General features: G+C 65.8%; 14 protein-coding genes. 6 read left to right on the top strand and 8 right to left on the bottom strand.

Going from position 1 to position 15,547, the window contains the following annotated elements:
- Positions 1 to 288 precede the first annotated feature (288 nt).
- Together IE266_RS24845 and IE266_RS24840 are read right to left on the bottom strand one after the other, a co-directional pair.
- The gene (locus IE266_RS24845) at positions 289 to 2,556 is read right to left on the bottom strand and encodes a M10 family metallopeptidase (protein ID WP_189682835.1); all 2,268 of its coding nucleotides are present in this window, start codon (positions 2,554 to 2,556) and stop codon (positions 289 to 291) included.
- A 390-nt stretch (positions 2,557 to 2,946) separates the two neighbouring features.
- Entirely contained in the window at positions 2,947 to 5,247 is a 2,301-nt protein-coding gene (locus IE266_RS24840; protein WP_189682834.1) for an adenosylcobalamin-dependent ribonucleoside-diphosphate reductase, read from the bottom strand.
- A 143-nt stretch (positions 5,248 to 5,390) separates the two neighbouring features.
- On the opposite strand from IE266_RS24840, the gene IE266_RS24835 reads away from it, so the two are divergent.
- Positions 5,391 to 5,825 carry a DUF1489 family protein gene (locus tag IE266_RS24835; protein ID WP_189682833.1) on the top strand — a complete coding sequence of 145 codons (435 nt, stop codon included), beginning with the start codon at positions 5,391 to 5,393 and terminating at the stop codon, positions 5,823 to 5,825.
- Positions 5,826 to 5,829: 4 nt separating this feature from the next.
- Here the strand turns inward: IE266_RS24835 and IE266_RS24830 are convergent, their stop codons facing one another.
- Positions 5,830 to 6,891, bottom strand: coding sequence for an MBL fold metallo-hydrolase (locus IE266_RS24830; protein WP_189682832.1), 1,062 nt, complete (start codon positions 6,889 to 6,891; stop codon positions 5,830 to 5,832).
- A gap of 211 nt (positions 6,892 to 7,102) precedes the next feature.
- Here IE266_RS24830 and IE266_RS24825 point away from each other — a divergent pair, with 211 nt between their 5' ends.
- The 3 genes from IE266_RS24825 (at position 7,103) to IE266_RS24815 (ending at position 8,473) form a co-directional block, all read left to right on the top strand.
- Entirely contained in the window at positions 7,103 to 7,540 is a 438-nt protein-coding gene (locus IE266_RS24825; protein ID WP_189682831.1) for a thioredoxin family protein, read from the top strand.
- A gap of 143 nt (positions 7,541 to 7,683) precedes the next feature.
- Entirely contained in the window at positions 7,684 to 7,887 is a 204-nt protein-coding gene (locus IE266_RS24820) for a YgaP family membrane protein (protein ID WP_189682830.1), read from the top strand.
- A gap of 70 nt (positions 7,888 to 7,957) precedes the next feature.
- The gene (locus tag IE266_RS24815) at positions 7,958 to 8,473 is read left to right on the top strand and encodes an REP-associated tyrosine transposase (protein WP_189682829.1); all 516 of its coding nucleotides are present in this window, start codon (positions 7,958 to 7,960) and stop codon (positions 8,471 to 8,473) included.
- Between the two features lie 64 nt (positions 8,474 to 8,537).
- Here the strand turns inward: IE266_RS24815 and IE266_RS24810 are convergent, their stop codons facing one another.
- From IE266_RS24810 to IE266_RS24790, 5 genes are all read right to left on the bottom strand, one after another.
- Entirely contained in the window at positions 8,538 to 8,972 is a 435-nt protein-coding gene (locus tag IE266_RS24810) for a hypothetical protein (protein WP_189682828.1), read from the bottom strand.
- 290 nt (positions 8,973 to 9,262) lie between these two features.
- Positions 9,263 to 9,418, bottom strand: coding sequence for a DUF3309 family protein (locus IE266_RS24805; RefSeq protein WP_189682827.1), 156 nt, complete (start codon positions 9,416 to 9,418; stop codon positions 9,263 to 9,265).
- Between the two features lie 575 nt (positions 9,419 to 9,993).
- Entirely contained in the window at positions 9,994 to 10,605 is a 612-nt protein-coding gene (locus IE266_RS24800) for a hypothetical protein (RefSeq protein WP_189682826.1), read from the bottom strand.
- A 4-nt stretch (positions 10,606 to 10,609) separates the two neighbouring features.
- Positions 10,610 to 12,265 carry an energy-dependent translational throttle protein EttA gene (ettA, locus tag IE266_RS24795; RefSeq protein ID WP_189682825.1) on the bottom strand — a complete coding sequence of 552 codons (1,656 nt, stop codon included), beginning with the start codon at positions 12,263 to 12,265 and terminating at the stop codon, positions 10,610 to 10,612.
- A 63-nt stretch (positions 12,266 to 12,328) separates the two neighbouring features.
- Positions 12,329 to 13,123, bottom strand: a complete 795-nt coding sequence (locus tag IE266_RS24790) for a hypothetical protein (RefSeq protein ID WP_189682824.1) — start codon at positions 13,121 to 13,123, stop codon at positions 12,329 to 12,331.
- A 140-nt stretch (positions 13,124 to 13,263) separates the two neighbouring features.
- On the opposite strand from IE266_RS24790, the gene IE266_RS24785 reads away from it, so the two are divergent.
- Together IE266_RS24785 and dacB are read left to right on the top strand one after the other, a co-directional pair.
- Positions 13,264 to 13,884, top strand: coding sequence for a nicotinate-nucleotide adenylyltransferase (locus tag IE266_RS24785; RefSeq protein WP_189682823.1), 621 nt, complete (start codon positions 13,264 to 13,266; stop codon positions 13,882 to 13,884).
- Between the two features lie 50 nt (positions 13,885 to 13,934).
- Entirely contained in the window at positions 13,935 to 15,452 is a 1,518-nt protein-coding gene (dacB, locus tag IE266_RS24780; RefSeq protein ID WP_189682822.1) for a D-alanyl-D-alanine carboxypeptidase/D-alanyl-D-alanine endopeptidase, read from the top strand.
- The last annotated feature ends 95 nt before the right edge of the window (positions 15,453 to 15,547 follow it).

The raw sequence follows: 15,547 nt of genomic DNA, 5'->3' as shown, positions 1-15,547 counted from the left end.
ATTTTTCTGACGGGCTGCCCTCGGGGTCGAGGTTGACCCTACGTCACCCTTAACACATGCGGGACGGAATATATATGGCGGAATCCGTCAGGCGCGACGGGCGGCCCAGGCGGCGACAGGCCTGAACACAGAGCAGAACCGACGGTCAGACATTCCGCCTCGAAGCGAGAGACATGTCGCCGCCCGTCACGCGGATCCGGAACGGCACAACAGCGGCCCCGCTCTGTCTGCTTGCCTTTGAAGTGCCATCGGATGCCGGAAGCCCGTTCCAACACGCTGTCCCGTGGCTCAGAATGACCCGATCAGCGGCGTCAGCGCATCAAGATCAATGAAATCGACCAGCGTAAGGCTATTGCCCTCGCCAAGATCAAAGATCGTATCGCCCCCCGATATCCGGGCAAATTCCAGGATATCACCTGCGCCGAGTTGCGCGCCCCCCCAGAGATCGCTGTCGAAACGCAACAAGTCCCCGGCAAAATCCGTTACCACGTCGGCGCCTCCGTTGAAGATGAACGTATCAACGCCTCCACCGCCGGTCAGCGTATCGGACCCCAAGCCGCCGTTGAGAACGTCGTCTCCCAGGTTGCCAAAGATCCGGTCGTCCCCCGCACGTCCGTTCAAGACATCCTGACCGCGCAATCCTCGCAGCACGTTGTCCCTGAAATCGCCTCCCAGGGTGTCGCCGTAGTTGCTCCCGGTCAGGTTCTCGATGCTGATGTACTGGTCACCCCTGGCTTCGCCCTGGTTGCGGTCATAACCGATCAGATAGGCTTTCACTCCTTCCGTGGCCGTTGCGAAGGTGACGGTGTCATTGCCCGCATCGCCTCGGATCTGGTCGGCTCCCACGCCTCCGGACATGACATCATTGCCGTCACCGCCAACCAGGACGTCATCGCCGTATCCTCCATTCAGGATATCGTTCCCGATCCCGCCCGCCAGCTGGTCGTCCCCGGCATTGCCGTTGAGCGTGTCCCGTCCCTGGTTGCCATTCAATACGTCGGCCCCGCCCAGGCCGTTCAGTTGATCGTTGCCCAGGCCACCCGTCAGCACATTGGCGAGCCGGTCTCCGGCCAGCACATCGTCGTAGTCACCGCCGCGCAGGTTCTCGATCAGCGATAGGACGTCACCTTGCGCCGCCCCGGCATTGCCTGTCGAAGCCAGAAGGCTCGCGACGACAGAGGTCGTGGCGCTCGCGTAATCGGCGAGATCGGTGCCCGCGCCCCCGATCATCGTATCCGCGCCCTCGCCCCCGACGAGAACATCGTTCCCGTCGCCGCCACGGATCACGTCGGCGCCGCCCAGCCCGAAGAGCAGGTCGTTTCCGCCTCCACCGCGCAGCTTGTTGGCGGCGGAATTCCCGGTGATATCGTCGTTGCCGTTTCCTCCGACGGCATTTTCGATGAGCACGCCATTGGCGATGGTAAAGCCTCCACGGATCCCTTCCGCCCAGGAAACGTAGCCACCTCCGCCGACTTCCTGCTGGAGCGTGGCCGGACGAAGGTCGATGGTCACGTCCAGCGCGGATGCGCTTCGTATCTCGTCCGCGCCACCTGCATCCCATATGCAAGTGAAATAGGTCCCCAGGCCATTCTCATCCGGCAGCAGATACACATCGTCGCCGGTCGCATGATCCAGATTGGCTCCGTATTTCGCCTGGACCACGGCGATGTCCAATGCCATCAGCGTCCCTTGGTAGCCGTAGTTGGAGCCAAGGTCCTGCGGCCCGAGCGGCCCCGCCGGCCACCCCCGGTTAAAGCTCTCGACCGTGAAAATGCCCTGGTTCAGGTCTCCGACCCCGTAGGACCCGAAGGGCGAGGTTACCCCCTCCATGATCGTGGAAGTCCCACCGTCATCATGCGGGTGCGCCAGCCCGACACCGTGGCCAAACTCGTGCACGAGCGTGGAAAAGCCCATGCCTCCCTGCTCGAGCGCGCCGGAACCGGGTTGATCCCAGTCCCAGCCGTAACCCGCGAAATTGAACGCGGCATCGCCCGCGTATTCCGTCCCCGGCGGATACATCACCGCGAGGAAATTGGGATCGGCGATGCCAACCGTGATAAGTTTGAAATCGGCCGCACTCTGAGAGTAGACCCGCGTAAAACTCAGATTGGAAACCGCCTCGAACTGCTTCAGCGCGAGCATGGCCTGATCGATCTCATAGTCTGTCCAGCCCGCCGAGGCGCTGCCGTCGACCAATGCTCCATAAGGCGCGAAATAGACCGTCACTTCGGTTGAGGAGAGCCGGGTTCCCCAGTCGATAGACTGCATGGGCGGTGTCGCGACCGCGATCGACTGGACCTCGGGCGAACTCCCTTGAACCCAATCCTGCGCGGAACTTGGCATCGCCCAGCATTGAAGGCTGCTCCCGCCGCCCAGCCAGCCGGGAAGCGGCGTGGAACGGCTGGGCGGACTTACGGTCCGGGAAGTATCGAGATACGAAACGTCCGACGATAGCACTGCCGGGGGTTCGCCGCCCTCACCCTCGGCATAGGCTGCCGAATCGTGCATGGCCCATTGGGTCGTGCGGGCTTCAAGCCCCCCTGCCAGATCCGACATCTCGGCCTCCTACACCCTGCGGTCGTTCCCGTGCCAACTGCTCAAACCCGCTCTTTTTCTAGGCAGCACCCACAAGTGTCACATTGATCAGGGTCAATTGTGTGCTGGGATCGGCCGCTTGCGACGGCTCGACCGTGCTCAATCCTCCGGCACCCCGACCCGCCGGATCAGCTCCGAGGGCTGCCCATGGTGCCGACTGCCGCAAGCTGCAGCCTCCTGGACACAATGTTGAGGAGGCGGATCCAAGCTCCTCCCCGAATGCCTAAGCCATTGAAATAAAAGACCACCGGCTGCGCTGCAGCCGGTGGTCGCCAATCCTGTGCCGGAATGGTCAAGTCACCCCGGAAACGCACATTCTATCGTGGATCTGACGACTGAACGCCCCAGCCCTCAGCCGCACTTCGAATGGCCGCAGGAGCCGCAGGTCATGCAGCCCTCGACCATGCGCATCTCGAACTGGCCGCAGGACGGGCAGGCCTTGCCGCGCGGGGCGTCGAGGTTGACGACCTGGGCCTGCGGGTCGGACTTGAGGCCCATGCCCTCGCCCTCGATGAAGCCGATCGAAATCATGTGGCGTTCGATCACGCCGCCGATGGCCGCGAGGATCGAGGGGATGTATTTGCCGTTCATCCAGGCCCCGCCGCGCGGGTCGAAGACGGCCTTCAGCTCTTCCACCACGAAGGACACGTCGCCGCCGCGCCGGAACACGGCCGAGATCATCCGGGTCAGCGCCACGGTCCAGGCGAAGTGCTCCATGTTCTTCGAGTTGATGAAGACCTCGAAGGGCCGGCGGTGGCCGCCCAGGATGATGTCGTTGATGGTGATGTAGAGCGCGTGCTCGCTGTCGGGCCACTTGACCTTGTAGGTCTGCCCTTCCAACGCCTGCGGCCGGTCCAGCGGCTCGGTCATGTAGATGACGTCGCCATGCGGAATCTGCGGTTCGCCCATGTCCTTGGCAACCACCTCGGGCGCGCTGCCCTGGGCCGGCTTGGACTCTTCCGAGACGCTCAGCACCGACCCCGTCACATCGTTCGGCCGGTAGGTGGTGCAGCCCTTGCAGCCCGTATCCCAGGCCTGCATGTAGACGTCCTTGAAGGCCTCGAAGGAGATGTCCTCGGGGCAGTTGATCGTCTTCGAGATAGAGCTGTCGATCCACTTCTGCGCCGCCGCCTGCATCTTGACGTGGTCCGAGGGCGACAGCGTCTGCGCGTTGACGAAATAGTCGGGCAGCGCCGCATCGCCGAACTTGTCGCGCCACATCTGCACGGCATAGTCGACAACTTCCTCTTCGGTGCGCGACCCGTCCTTCTGCAGCACCTTGCGCTTGTAGGCATAGGCAAAGACCGGCTCGATCCCGCTCGAGACGTTGCCCGCATAGAGCGAAATGGTCCCGGTGGGCGCGATCGAGGTGAGCAGCGCGTTACGGATGCCGTGCTTGCGGATCGCCTCGCGCACATCCTCGTCCATGTTCTTCATGTTGCCCGAGGCGAGATAGGCCTCGGCATCGAACAGCGGGAAGGCGCCCTTCTCCTTGGCCAGCTCGACCGAGGCGAGATAGGAGGCGCGGGCGATGGCGTGCAGCCAGGCCTCGGTCTGGGCCGCGGCCTCGTCAGAGCCATAGCGCAGCCCCAGCATCAGCAGCGCGTCGGCCAGGCCGGTGACGCCCAGGCCGATGCGGCGCTTGGCCTGGGCCTCGGCCAGCTGCTGCGGCAGCGGGAATTTCGAGGCATCGACGACGTTGTCCATCATCCGCACGGCCAGGGCGACCAGGTCGGAGAGCGCCTTTCCGTCCAGCTTGGCGTCCTTGCCGAAGGGGTCGGTGACCAGACGCGCCAGGTTGATCGAGCCGAGCAGGCAGGCGCCGTAGGGCGGCAACGGCTGCTCGCCGCAGGGGTTGGTTGCGGCGATGGTCTCGACGTAGTTCAGGTTGTTGGCCGCGTTGATGCGGTCGATGAAGATCACGCCCGGCTCGGCGTAATCGTAGGTTGCCTTCATGATCCGGTTCCACAGCTCGCGCGCGGGCAGCGTGCGATAGACCTTGCCGTCGAAGACCAGGTCCCAGGGCCCGTCGCCCTTGACCGCCGACATGAAGGCATCGGTCACCAGCACCGAGAGGTTGAACATGCGCAGCCGCGCGGCATCGGACTTGGCGCCGATGAAGGATTCGATATCCGGGTGGTCGCAGCGCATCGTCGCCATCATCGCGCCCCGCCGCGAACCGGCGGACATGATGGTGCGGCACATCGCGTCCCAGACGTCCATGAAGGAGAGCGGGCCGGAGGCATCCGCCGCCACGCCCTTCACATCGGCGCCGCGCGGCCGGATGGTCGAGAAGTCATAGCCGATCCCCCCGCCCTGCTGCATGGTCAGCGCCGCCTCGCGCAGCATCTCGAAGATGCCGCCCATGCTGTCGGGAATCGTGCCCATGACGAAGCAGTTGAACAGCGTCACCTGGCGCGCGGTTCCGGCGCCTGCGGTGATCCGGCCGGCGGGCAGGTACTTGAAGTCTTCCAGCGCGGTGTAGAAGCGGTCTTCCCAGACCTGCGGATCCTTCTCGATTCGCGCCAGGTCGCGGGCGATGCGGCGCCAGGTGTCCTCGACGGTCACGTCGTTGGGCGTGCCATCGGCGGCCTTGAAGCGGTATTTCATGTCCCAGATTTGTTCGGCAATAGGGGCGGCAAAACGGGTCATGGCAGGCTCGCAAGTAAGTGGAAGGGCAGAAGCATCAGATTAGCTCAGAACGCCCGGTGCGTCTACCGCAAGTGAGCGGGCGAACACAACCGCTTGTCGACGATTGGATTTGAACTACAATATCGGCCGGGAGCGCGGATTCTGTGGAAAAGCACGTACATCTCATAAAACTCTCCGTCGGCACCGAGAGCGTCGAGGATCTTGCCGCCTGGCAGGAGATGCGCCGCCGCACCGTCTGGACCGACGGCTTGAACCGCCATGTCACCCGCATGTGGCCCAAGCGCGAGGCCGAGGTGCTGAACGGCGGCTCGATCTACTGGGTCATCAAGGGCGTGATCCAGGCGCGGCAGAAGATCGTCCGGCTCGACGAGGTCATCGGCGAGGACGGCATCCGCCGCTGCGCCATCGTGCTCGACCCGGAACTGGTGCGCACCCAGAGTGCCACCAAGCGCCCCTTCCAGGGCTGGCGCTACCTCTCCCCCGCCGACGCGCCGCCCGACCTGCCGAAACAGCGCGCCCATGAAGAGGCGCTGCCGGCCGAGCTGAACCGCGCCCTGGCCGAGATCGGCGTTCTCTGACGCGTCAGGCCGTGACGGTGCGGTAGGTGATCAGCCCCTCGGCATCGACCAGCTGTTCGACCTCGCCACGCCGCACCAGTCGGTTGATATGGGCCAGCGTCTCGGTGAAGGCAAAGCTCATCTGGTGGGCGTCCAGCTTGCGGGTGAACAGCACCGGCACCAGCGCGGCAGCCGATTGCGGCGTGGTCCGGCAGGTGTCGCGGATCAGGTCGCAACGCTCCTCGTGGTGCGCCTCCAGCTCGGCGCAACGCTCGCGCAGGCCGATGAAGGGGCGGCGGTGACCCGGCAGCACCAGCACGTCTTCCGGCATATGCGACTGCATCAGCCGCAGCGACCGCAGGTAATGGCCCAGCGGATCGCCGTTCGGCTCGCCCGGGAAGACGCTGACGTTGGGCGATATCTGCTCCAGCACCTGGTCGGCGGCGAAAAGCAGCTTCTCTTCCTCGCAATAGAGCATCACCTGTTCCGGCGCATGGCCGTCGCCGGTGTAGATGCGGAAGGTGCGCGTGCCGATCTCCAGCAGGTCCGACTGCAGCAGCCGCTGGAAGGTCGGCGGCAACTCGGCCACCCGGCGCAGGTATTCGTTGCCCTGGATCGCCACCACGCCGGCAATCTCGTCGGTCATGCCGTGGCAGCGGTAGAAGTCGAAGTTGTGCCGCGTCAGGCTCTCGCGGCCGCCGAGCGAGATGTACAGGCTGCCCATGAACGAGGAATAGCTGGTCAGCAGCGGCGCATCGCAGCGCTCGCAGAGCCAGCCGGCAAGGCCGATGTGGTCGGGATGCAGGTGGGTGACGATCACCTTGCTGATGGTCATGCCCTTCAGCGGCCCGGCAAAAAGCTGCTCCCAGACGGAAATGGCCTCGTCGGTGCGGATGCCGGTATCGACCACCGCCCAGCCATTGGTATCGCGGATGAAGTAGATGTTGACGTGGTCGAGGCGATAGGGAAGCGGGATCCGCGTCATCAGGATGCCGTCGCGGATCTCCATGATCTCGCCATAGGCCGGAACCTCCGGAAAGGGAAAGCGCAGCACGACTGCTTCGTGTCCGCCAGTTTTCTCGACCATGCCCGTTGTCCTCGTCCTATCTTCTCTTGTGGCGGCCCTCTCGGGCCCGACCCGGCCTTTCTATGCGCGCCATCCACCGGCCTGTCGAGAGGCACGGCGGATTTTTGGAATTTCCCTCGCGGCGCAAACCGGCGATCCTGTCGAGGACCGGGGATTGCGGGGGCTTTCCCGCTTCCTATATATAACGAAACATGAATGTGATGAGGTTCACATGACCGCCGTCAAACTCACCTGCCCCGATTGCGAACAAGGCAACCGCGTCCCCGCCGAGAAGCTGGGCGCCAACCCGCGCTGCGGCACCTGCGGGGCGCCGCTGATGTGGGACAAGCCGAAGGAGGTCTCGCTCGCCTGGCTGCAGAAGGCGCAGGCGCGCGACGATGTGCCCCTGGTGGTCGATTTCTGGGCCTCCTGGTGCGGCCCCTGCCGGATGATGGCCCCCGAATTCGCCAAGGCCGCGGCCGAGATGAAGGGCCGCGCGCGCTTCGTGAAGCTCGACACCGAGGCCTATCCGCAGGCCGGCAACAAGTATGGCATCCGCGGCATTCCCCTGCTGGCGACCTTCAAGGGCGGCCGCGAGACCGCGCGCCAGGCCGGTGCGGTTCCGGCGGCAGGCATCCTCTCCTGGCTGAAGGGCTGCGGCGCGGCCTGATCCGGGCAATCTGTCGCAGTCCTGGGGGCACTCGCGTGCCCCCATTTCACATTCAAACTATTGCATATAACTTCAGGATCACCTAGATTGGCACCGTAACGGCGGCCATGGCCGTCAGCGGCTCTGGATTGGGGAGACAAGCGATGACGATTGATACTGCGGTGTTTCGATTTGCCGGCGTGATGGTGCTGCTGAGCGTGGCGCTCACGGTCTGGGTCTCGCCCTATTTCGTCTGGTTCACCGTCTTCATCGGGCTGAACCTGCTGCAATCCTCGTTCACCGGCTTCTGCCCGGCGGCGACGATCTTCCGCAAGCTGGGCGTCAAGACCGGCTGCGCGTTCCAGTAAGGGCGTAGGGCGGGGTTTACCCCGCCGCCCGTCAAGGGAACCTTAACCGGATTGTCCTAGACTGGGCGGCATGCCGAATTATCGCCGCCCCCGCGCCCCCGGCGCGACCGTCTTCTTTACCGTCTGCCTCGCGGACCGGTCGTGGACCCTGCTGACCGACGAGATCGCCATATTGCGCGAGGCGGTGCGTTACACCCGCGCCCGCCGCCCCTTCGGGATCGACGCCTGGGTGGTGCTGCCCAACCACATGCACGCGATCTGGACGCTGCCGGCGGATGACGGCAACTATTCCGAACGCTGGGGCGCGATCAAGGCGCGGTTCTCCAAACACTTCCGCCTCGCCGGCCGCGCGCCCGAAGTGCCCGCCTTCGGCGCGGGCGGCGGGGTGAACCCCGCCCTACGCAAGGGCCAGAGCGGAATCTGGCAGCCGCGGTTCTGGGAACATCACATCCGTGACCGGCAGGACCTGGAGTGGCACCTCGCCGCCTGCCACGAAGACCCGGTGAAACACGGGCTGGCGGGCAGCGCCACCGACTGGGCCTATTCCTCGGTGCATCGCGACCTTCGGAACCGGCATGCGGCGTGACGTCAATACGACGAGGGCGGGCCCGTGGATACAGGCCCGCCCGCCAGCGCAACGGCGTTACAGGTTACGAGCGGTCGTCGACCACCAGGGTCACCTGGTTGGCACCATCGACCTGCACCATCACCACGTCCTCGGCGGTGAAGCTCTCGGCCTCCAGCGCGCCTTTCAGTTCGGCATTCGCCTCGATGGCGGTGCGGGCGGCGCCGGCGTCGGCCTGGGTCTCGGTCAGGGCGGTGTCGAGCGCGGCCGAGTTCTCGGCGGCTTCACCCTTCAGCTCGCTCAGCTTGACGATCTCGACCTGGGCGCTGCTTTCCAGCCCGGCGATCTCGCTGGCCCAGTTGGCGCTGTCGGCCTTGCCGGTCTTGAGTTCGGAGATCAGGTTGCCGTGGGTCATCACCGCGGCGCTGCCTTGCGCTGCCGGGGCCTTCTGGGTCTCGGCGACGGCGGCCGTGCCCAGCGAAGCGGCGAGGATGGCGGCGGTAAGGATCGTGCGTTTCATGGTCTTCCTCCATTTCTGGTGCGGCCGCCCCGTGGCGACCGTGCAGGGATAACGGCGGGGTGGAGGATCGGTTTCCGGGCCGGTTCGGGGCGGCGGGGGATCGCCGGAAAGGGGCGCCGGGGATCGCGGGAAATCGCCGGTTCGAAAATCGTGATGAGAGGGGGCCTTGAAGGCGGAAAACCAGGTGTCCCAGCTAGGACGGGGGGTCAAATTATTGAATTTACGTCATTTCCCTTGGGAGTGATTTCCGGGACGCCCGTCGAGTCCGGGCATCCCGAAGTCTTTCGCGGTCAGATCCGGCCCATCAGCAAGAGGATCACGATGATCAGCAGCACGACCCCGAGGCCACCCGCCGGCGCGTAGCCCCAGCTGCGGGAATGGCCCCAGGTCGGCAGGGCGCCGATGAGGGCGAGGATCAGGATGATGATGAGAATGGTATAGAGCATGGCGGTTCCCACGGTTTGTTCAGGTCTGGATGACAAACGCGTGAACGGACGGCCGGGTTCCTGGAGCCTTCAGACGAGGCCCGGCAGAAACACCCGCAACGGGCGCGGGGTGCGGCGGCGGATCTTGCGCAGGTCGGCCATGACGGGCTCGCGGAGGGGGCCGGGACGGGGAAGATGGCGCGGATCTGGGGGGATGGATATCGGATTCGGGGCGGAGGGGTGCGCAGGAGGGGGGCGCAGTGAATGCGCACCCTACGGGGGGGCGCCGGGCGGGCGCCGGACCGGGGGCTGGCGCGGCCACTGCCGAACGGCGCGCTTCATGCCAGCCAGGTCATTGCGCGGGTGGCGGGGGAAGTGCCCGGCCTCCAAAGCGCCAGACCGGGGGGCCGGTCCGGCGCTCGCCCGGCGCCTTCGGCTTGTTCCGGGCGGGCTGGGGATTGGTAGGGTGTGTGATTTCACGCACCATTTCGGTTGGGAATGCGGTGCGTGCAGGGCACGCACCCTACGCTTGTCGGGGGATGGCTATCAAGTTTCGGGCGCAGCGGTGCGCAGTGAATGCGCACCCTACGGGTGGGCTATTGCGAGGTGGATTGCGCGCCATCCGCTTTCTGATAGCCCGGCCAGTGTTGCTCTATCGCCCAAAGGCCATTCATCTTGGGCAGGCCATCGTCAGTCTTTTCGATCGTGCATTTGCGGATCAGAGAAATGACCTGGACATAATCTTCATATTCAAACAGCGACCAACTCGCTGTCTTTAGCCTGCGCCATTCCGCTTTGAAGCCACCGACATCTAGCTCTTCCAAAACGCCGAGAAGGCTTCGGTCGATAGGCGGATGCACCACTGCCACCCGATCAGAGTATTCGGTTGTCTCACCGAACTCGCCAACCAGCAAAGCTTTCAGGTAGACATTCACCAGTTTGGCCGAAACGCCGAACCGATAGGTCTCGCCGTCCAAGCCTCTCAGATTGTTCTGAACGTTTTCGCAAACGCTGCGATGCCACGCGTCGAATTCACCGGGCTCCGGCAGGAACTGAAGCCCGTGCGAAACTTGCGTCAGTCTTGGTTCGTCATTCAACGCGTTGCGCCCCACCGTCACACTGAACCGCGCATATTTGCTGGACCGCGCGGCGGTGCTGGCGGCCCAGGCAGCGAAATCATGGCGAATTTGCTGCCCGAGCGCACGCATCGTCCTACCTCACGAACTTCTTGAACTTCACCCGCTTCGGCTCCAGCGCATCGGCTCCGAGGCGGCGCTTCTTGTCCTCTTCGTAATCCTCGAAATTGCCCTCGAACCATTCGACATGTGCCTCGCCCTCGAAGGCCAGGATATGCGTGCAGATCCGGTCGAGGAAGAAGCGGTCGTGCGAGATCACCACGGCGCAGCCGGCGAAATCGACCAGGGCGTCTTCCAATGCGCGCAGCGTTTCGACGTCGAGGTCGTTCGTCGGTTCGTCGAGCAGCAGGACGTTGCCGCCCTCTTTCAGCAGCCGCGCCATGTGGACGCGGTTGCGTTCACCGCCCGAGAGCAGCGAGACCTTCTTCTGCTGGTCGCTGCCCTTGAAGTTGAAGGACGAGCAATAGGCGCGGCTGTTCACCGTGGCGTCGCCCAGTTCGATCACCTCGGCGCCGCCGGTGATGGCCTCCCAGACGTTGTCGCCGTCCTTGAGGTCGTCGCGCGACTGGTCGACGTAGGAGAGCTGCACGGTATCGCCGATCTCGATGGTGCCGGCGTCGGGTTTCTCCTGCCCGGTCAGCATCTTGAACAGCGTCGACTTCCCGGCGCCGTTGGGGCCGATGACGCCGACGATGCCGCCCGGCGGCAGCGCGAAGCTCAGGTCCTCGATCAGCAGCTTGTCGCCCATGTGCTTCTTCAGGCCCTCGACCTCGATCACCTTGCCGCCAAGGCGCGGGCCGTTGGGGATGACGATCTGGGCGCGTGCGAGCTTCTCGCGCTCGGACTGCTCGGCCAGCTCGTTATAGGCGTTGATACGGGCCTTGGACTTGGCCTGCCGCGCCTTGGCGCCCTGCCGCATCCATTCGAGTTCGCGTTCCAGCGTCTTGGCGCGCGACTTGTCCTCGCGGGCTTCCTGCTCCAGCCGCTTGGCCTTCTGTTCGACCCAGGAGGAGTAGTTGCCCTCGTAGGGGATGCCGCGGCCGCGGTCGAGTTCGAGGATCCAGCCGGTGATGTCGTCGAGGAAGTAGCGGTCGTGGGTGACGATCAGGATCGTTCCCTTGTAGTCGATCAGGTGCTGTTGCAGCCAGGCGATGGTCTCGGCGTCGAGGTGGTTGGTCGGTTCGTCGAGCAGCAGCATGTCGGGCGCTTCGAGCAGCAGCTTGCAGAGCGCGACACGGCGGCGTTCACCGCCCGAGAGGTTGGCCGGCATGGCATCGTCGGGCGGGCAGCGCAGCGCTTCGAGCGAGACGTCGATCTGGCTGTCGAGATCCCAGAGGTTCTCGGCGTCGATCTTGTCCTGGAGCGCGGCCATCTCGTCGGCGGTCTCGTCGGAGTAGTTCATCGCCAGTTCGTTGTAGCGGTCGAGCACGGCCTTCTTGGCGGCGACGCCGAGCATGACGTTGTCGCGCACGTTCAGGCTCTCGTCGAGCTGCGGTTCCTGCGGCAGGTAGCCGACCTTGATGCCCTCGGCGGCCCAGGCCTCGCCGGTGAAATCGGTGTCGAGGCCGGCCATGATCTTCATCAGGGTCGACTTGCCCGAGCCGTTGACGCCGACGACGCCGATCTTCACGCCGGGCAGGAAGGAGAGATGGATGTTCTCGAAGCACTTCTTGCCGCCGGGATAGGCCTTGGAGACCCCCTGCATGTGATAGACGTATTGATAGGCTGCCATGATCGGATTCCCGCGCGTGAAAGGTTTGCGCGTATCTAGTGGATCACGGGCCCGCCTGCAATGTCAGCTCTTCCAGCGGGCGCGGGTGCTTTCGGGGATCGGCCAGACCACGCGGGAGTTGTCGAAGTGATGCACCCGCTTGCCTTCCGAGTTGCGGCCCTGCCGGTGGTTGAGGCAGGAGGCCAGCGCCTCGACGATAGCGGGGTCGGTATTTGCCGCCAGGTCGACCTCGTCGCCGCTCATGTGGCGGGAGAGCTTGTCGAGGTCGGCCTTCCTGCCCAGTACCTCGATGAAGGTCTTGCGGTCCTTGGCCTGTTTCAGGGCTTCCAGTTCCAGCCGCAGCTTCTCGTTGGCGGCGAGATAGGCGTTGTCGCGGCCGTTGCGCAGGTGGCTCTGCCAGTTGGCGAACATCTCGCTCAGCTGCTGGTTGCGGTTGCGCTGGCCCGAGACGATGTCGATGGGCTGGCCGAAATGGGCCGAGACGGCGTTCAGCACGTTCATCAGCTTGCGCTCGATCCCGGCGGTCTTGCCGGTGACGGTGCCGCTGGCCTCGGGCGGGGCCTCGGCGGCTTCGGGTGCGGGTTCCGGCGCTTGGGCGGCCGCTTCGGCCAGCTCGTCGAAGCCCAGCGCCTTGCGGGTCTGGCGGGCCACCAGCTTGGCGATCTTGGCGGCGGCCTGGGCCGGCGGCTCCTTTCGCTGCTGGCTGACGGCGAAATACTTGTCGAAGAGCTCCCTGGCATGGGCCGCCACCGCATCGGGTGCCGGGCCGCCCGCGGCTTCGGCCTCGGCCTGCAGCGTGGCGATCAGCTCGGCGCTGGCGCTGTCGCGCAGGGCAAGGGCGGCGGGGTCGATATCCATCGGCGGCTCCATCGGGGAAGGTCTGACTCGGCCCCCAGACTACCGGTGCGCGCGCGGCACGTCAAAACCCCAAGGGACCAGCGGACGATTGACAAACGCCCCCCGCGCAACGGAAAAGTCCCCGTCAGACGGGGGGATAGGTGTCTCTGAACCATCCATATGCACGGGCCGGCCAGGCCATCGGACTGTTCGGCGGGTCGTTCGATCCGCCGCATATGGGCCATGTGCACATCACCCGGCAGGCGCTGGCGCGCTTCGGGCTGGACCAGGTCTGGTGGCTGGTCTCGCCCGGCAACCCGCTGAAGGCGCGCGGCCCCGCCCCGCTGGATCAGCGCATGGCGGCGGCGCGGGCCTTGATGCAGCACCCCCGCGTGCAGGTCACCGATATCGAGGCGCGGCTCGGCACCCGCATCACCGCCGAGACCATCGCCCGGCTCAAGGCGCTCTATCCGGGGGTGAACTTCGTCTGGCTGATGGGGGCAGACAACCTCGCCCAGATCCACCGCTGGCACCATTGGCGCCGCATCTTCGAGTCGGTGCCGGTGGGCGTGCTGGCCCGGCCCGGCGACCGCATCTCGGCGCGGATGTCGCCGGCGGCGCGGCTCTACGCACCCTACCGCCTGGTGAGCGGCGACAGCCACCTGCTGGGCCATGCCCGCGCCCCGGCCTGGTGCTTCGTCAACGTGCCGATGGTCGACCTCAGCTCGACCGAGATCCGCGCCCGCGGCGGCTGGGGGAATGCCGCCACGGACAAGGGCTAGGCCGCGCCGGACGGCTTGCCGAGGCCGGCAACCTGCGGTTTATTGTGCCCATGCAGCACCGTCCCACCCGTCGAGTCGTCCTTGGCCTGCTCGCCTCCGTCGCAGCGGCCCCCGCGGCGCTGGCCGAGGCGCCGGCCCGCTCGCTCCGCCCCGTGGCGCGCCCCTTCGGCGGCGCCGCCAGCCCCGGCGAGACCCGCGCCCGCCTGCCCGAACGGCCCGAGAGCCTGCTCGAAGGCTCGGGCCTCAGCGGCGATACCGCCTGGGCGGTGGCCGACCTGAAATCCGGCGTGACACTTGAGGCGGTGAACGGCAGCGAAGACCACCCCCCCGCCAGCGTCGCCAAGGTGCTGACCACACTCTACGCGCTCGAGGCGCTGGGAGCCGAGCATCGCTTCCGGACCCGCGCGCTCGCCACAGGGCCAATCCGCAACGGCGTCCTGCAGGGCGACCTGGTGCTGGCCGGCGGCGGCGATCCGACGCTCTCGACCGACGACCTTGCCGAGATCGCCGCGCAGCTCAAGGCCCGCGGCCTGCGCGAGGTGCGCGGCGACTTCCTGGTCTGGGACGGCGCCCTGCCCTATGAATTCAGCATCGACGCCGAACAGCCCGAGCAACTGGGCTACAGCCCCGCGGTCTCTGGCATCGCGCTGAACTACAACCGCGTCTATTTCGAGTGGAAACGCGCCGGCAAGGGCTATGCCGTCTCGATGGACGCCCGCACCGAACGCTACCGGCCCGAGGTGGCGATGGCCGAGATGAAGCTCGCCGACCGCGCCATGCCGGTCTACACCTATGCCGACCGCGGCGGGCGCGACAGCTGGTCCGTCTCGGCCCGCGCCCTGGGGCGCGACGGCGGGCGCTGGCTGCCGGTGCGCAAGCCCGCCGACTACGCCGGCGACGTGTTCCGCACCCTGGCGCGCGCCCATGGCATCGTGCTGAAGGCGCCGAAGGTCACCCGCGACCTTCCGGGCGGCGAGGTGCTGGCCGAGAAGGTCAGCCCGCCGCTCGCCGCGATCCTGCGCGACATGCTGAAATGGTCGACCAACCTGACCGCCGAGATGGTGGGCATGGCCGCCACCGCCGCGCGCGACGCGCGCCCGCCCGCCTCGCTGCGCGCCTCGGCCGAGGCGATGAGCCGCTGGGCGGCAACCCGCTACGGCATGCAGCGCACGGCGATGCGCGACCATTCCGGCCTTTCCGACGACTCGCGCATGTGCGTGAACGACCTGCTCGGCGCGCTGGTCGCGGCGCAGAAGAGCGGCGCCTTGCGCCCGCTGCTGAAAACGATCCCGGTGCGCGATCCCAAGGGAAAGGTAGTCAGGAAACCCGAGATCCACGTCGACGCCAAGACCGGCACGCTGAACTACGTCTCGGGGCTGGGCGGCTTCATGACCGCCTCCGACGGCACCGAGCTGGCCTTCGTGATCTTCTCGGCCGACACCCGCGCCCGCAACCGGATGAGCCAGGCCGAGCGCGAGGGCTCCGACGCGACCCGGCACTGGAACGGCCGCGCCAAGATGTTCCAGCAGAAACTGATCGCCCGCTGGGGCACGCTCTACGGCTCCTAAAAACCGCCCAGCGCCCCTGATTTCTCTTCTTTTCAAATACCTCCGGCAACTGTATTTTTTCACGCCGTTGCGGCGAAGTCGGTGCCGTCGCGGAT

This window comes from Seohaeicola zhoushanensis (assembly GCF_014656415.1).
In the GTDB taxonomy this organism is placed as follows: Bacteria; Pseudomonadota; Alphaproteobacteria; order Rhodobacterales; family Rhodobacteraceae; genus Seohaeicola_A; species Seohaeicola_A zhoushanensis.
This window is presented reverse-complemented; position numbering and strand designations above follow the sequence as displayed.

What these genes read in the sequence shown, in the direction of transcription:
- IE266_RS24790 (WP_189682824.1), bottom strand. Translation starts at nt 13,123, where the DNA reads ATGGATATCGACCCCGCCGCCCTTGCCCTGCGCGACAGCGCCAGCGCC.
- IE266_RS24845 (WP_189682835.1), bottom strand. Translation starts at nt 2,556, where the DNA reads ATGTCGGATCTGGCAGGGGGGCTTGAAGCCCGCACGACCCAATGGGCC.
- IE266_RS24800 (WP_189682826.1), bottom strand. Translation starts at nt 10,605, where the DNA reads ATGCGTGCGCTCGGGCAGCAAATTCGCCATGATTTCGCTGCCTGGGCC.
- IE266_RS24820 (WP_189682830.1), top strand. Translation starts at nt 7,684, where the DNA reads ATGACGATTGATACTGCGGTGTTTCGATTTGCCGGCGTGATGGTGCTG.
- IE266_RS24810 (WP_189682828.1), bottom strand. Translation starts at nt 8,972, where the DNA reads ATGAAACGCACGATCCTTACCGCCGCCATCCTCGCCGCTTCGCTGGGC.
- IE266_RS24825 (WP_189682831.1), top strand. Translation starts at nt 7,103, where the DNA reads ATGACCGCCGTCAAACTCACCTGCCCCGATTGCGAACAAGGCAACCGC.
- dacB (WP_189682822.1), top strand. Translation starts at nt 13,935, where the DNA reads ATGCAGCACCGTCCCACCCGTCGAGTCGTCCTTGGCCTGCTCGCCTCC.
- IE266_RS24815 (WP_189682829.1), top strand. Translation starts at nt 7,958, where the DNA reads ATGCCGAATTATCGCCGCCCCCGCGCCCCCGGCGCGACCGTCTTCTTT.
- IE266_RS24830 (WP_189682832.1), bottom strand. Translation starts at nt 6,891, where the DNA reads ATGGTCGAGAAAACTGGCGGACACGAAGCAGTCGTGCTGCGCTTTCCC.
- IE266_RS24805 (WP_189682827.1), bottom strand. Translation starts at nt 9,418, where the DNA reads ATGCTCTATACCATTCTCATCATCATCCTGATCCTCGCCCTCATCGGC.
- ettA (WP_189682825.1), bottom strand. Translation starts at nt 12,265, where the DNA reads ATGGCAGCCTATCAATACGTCTATCACATGCAGGGGGTCTCCAAGGCC.
- IE266_RS24840 (WP_189682834.1), bottom strand. Translation starts at nt 5,247, where the DNA reads ATGACCCGTTTTGCCGCCCCTATTGCCGAACAAATCTGGGACATGAAA.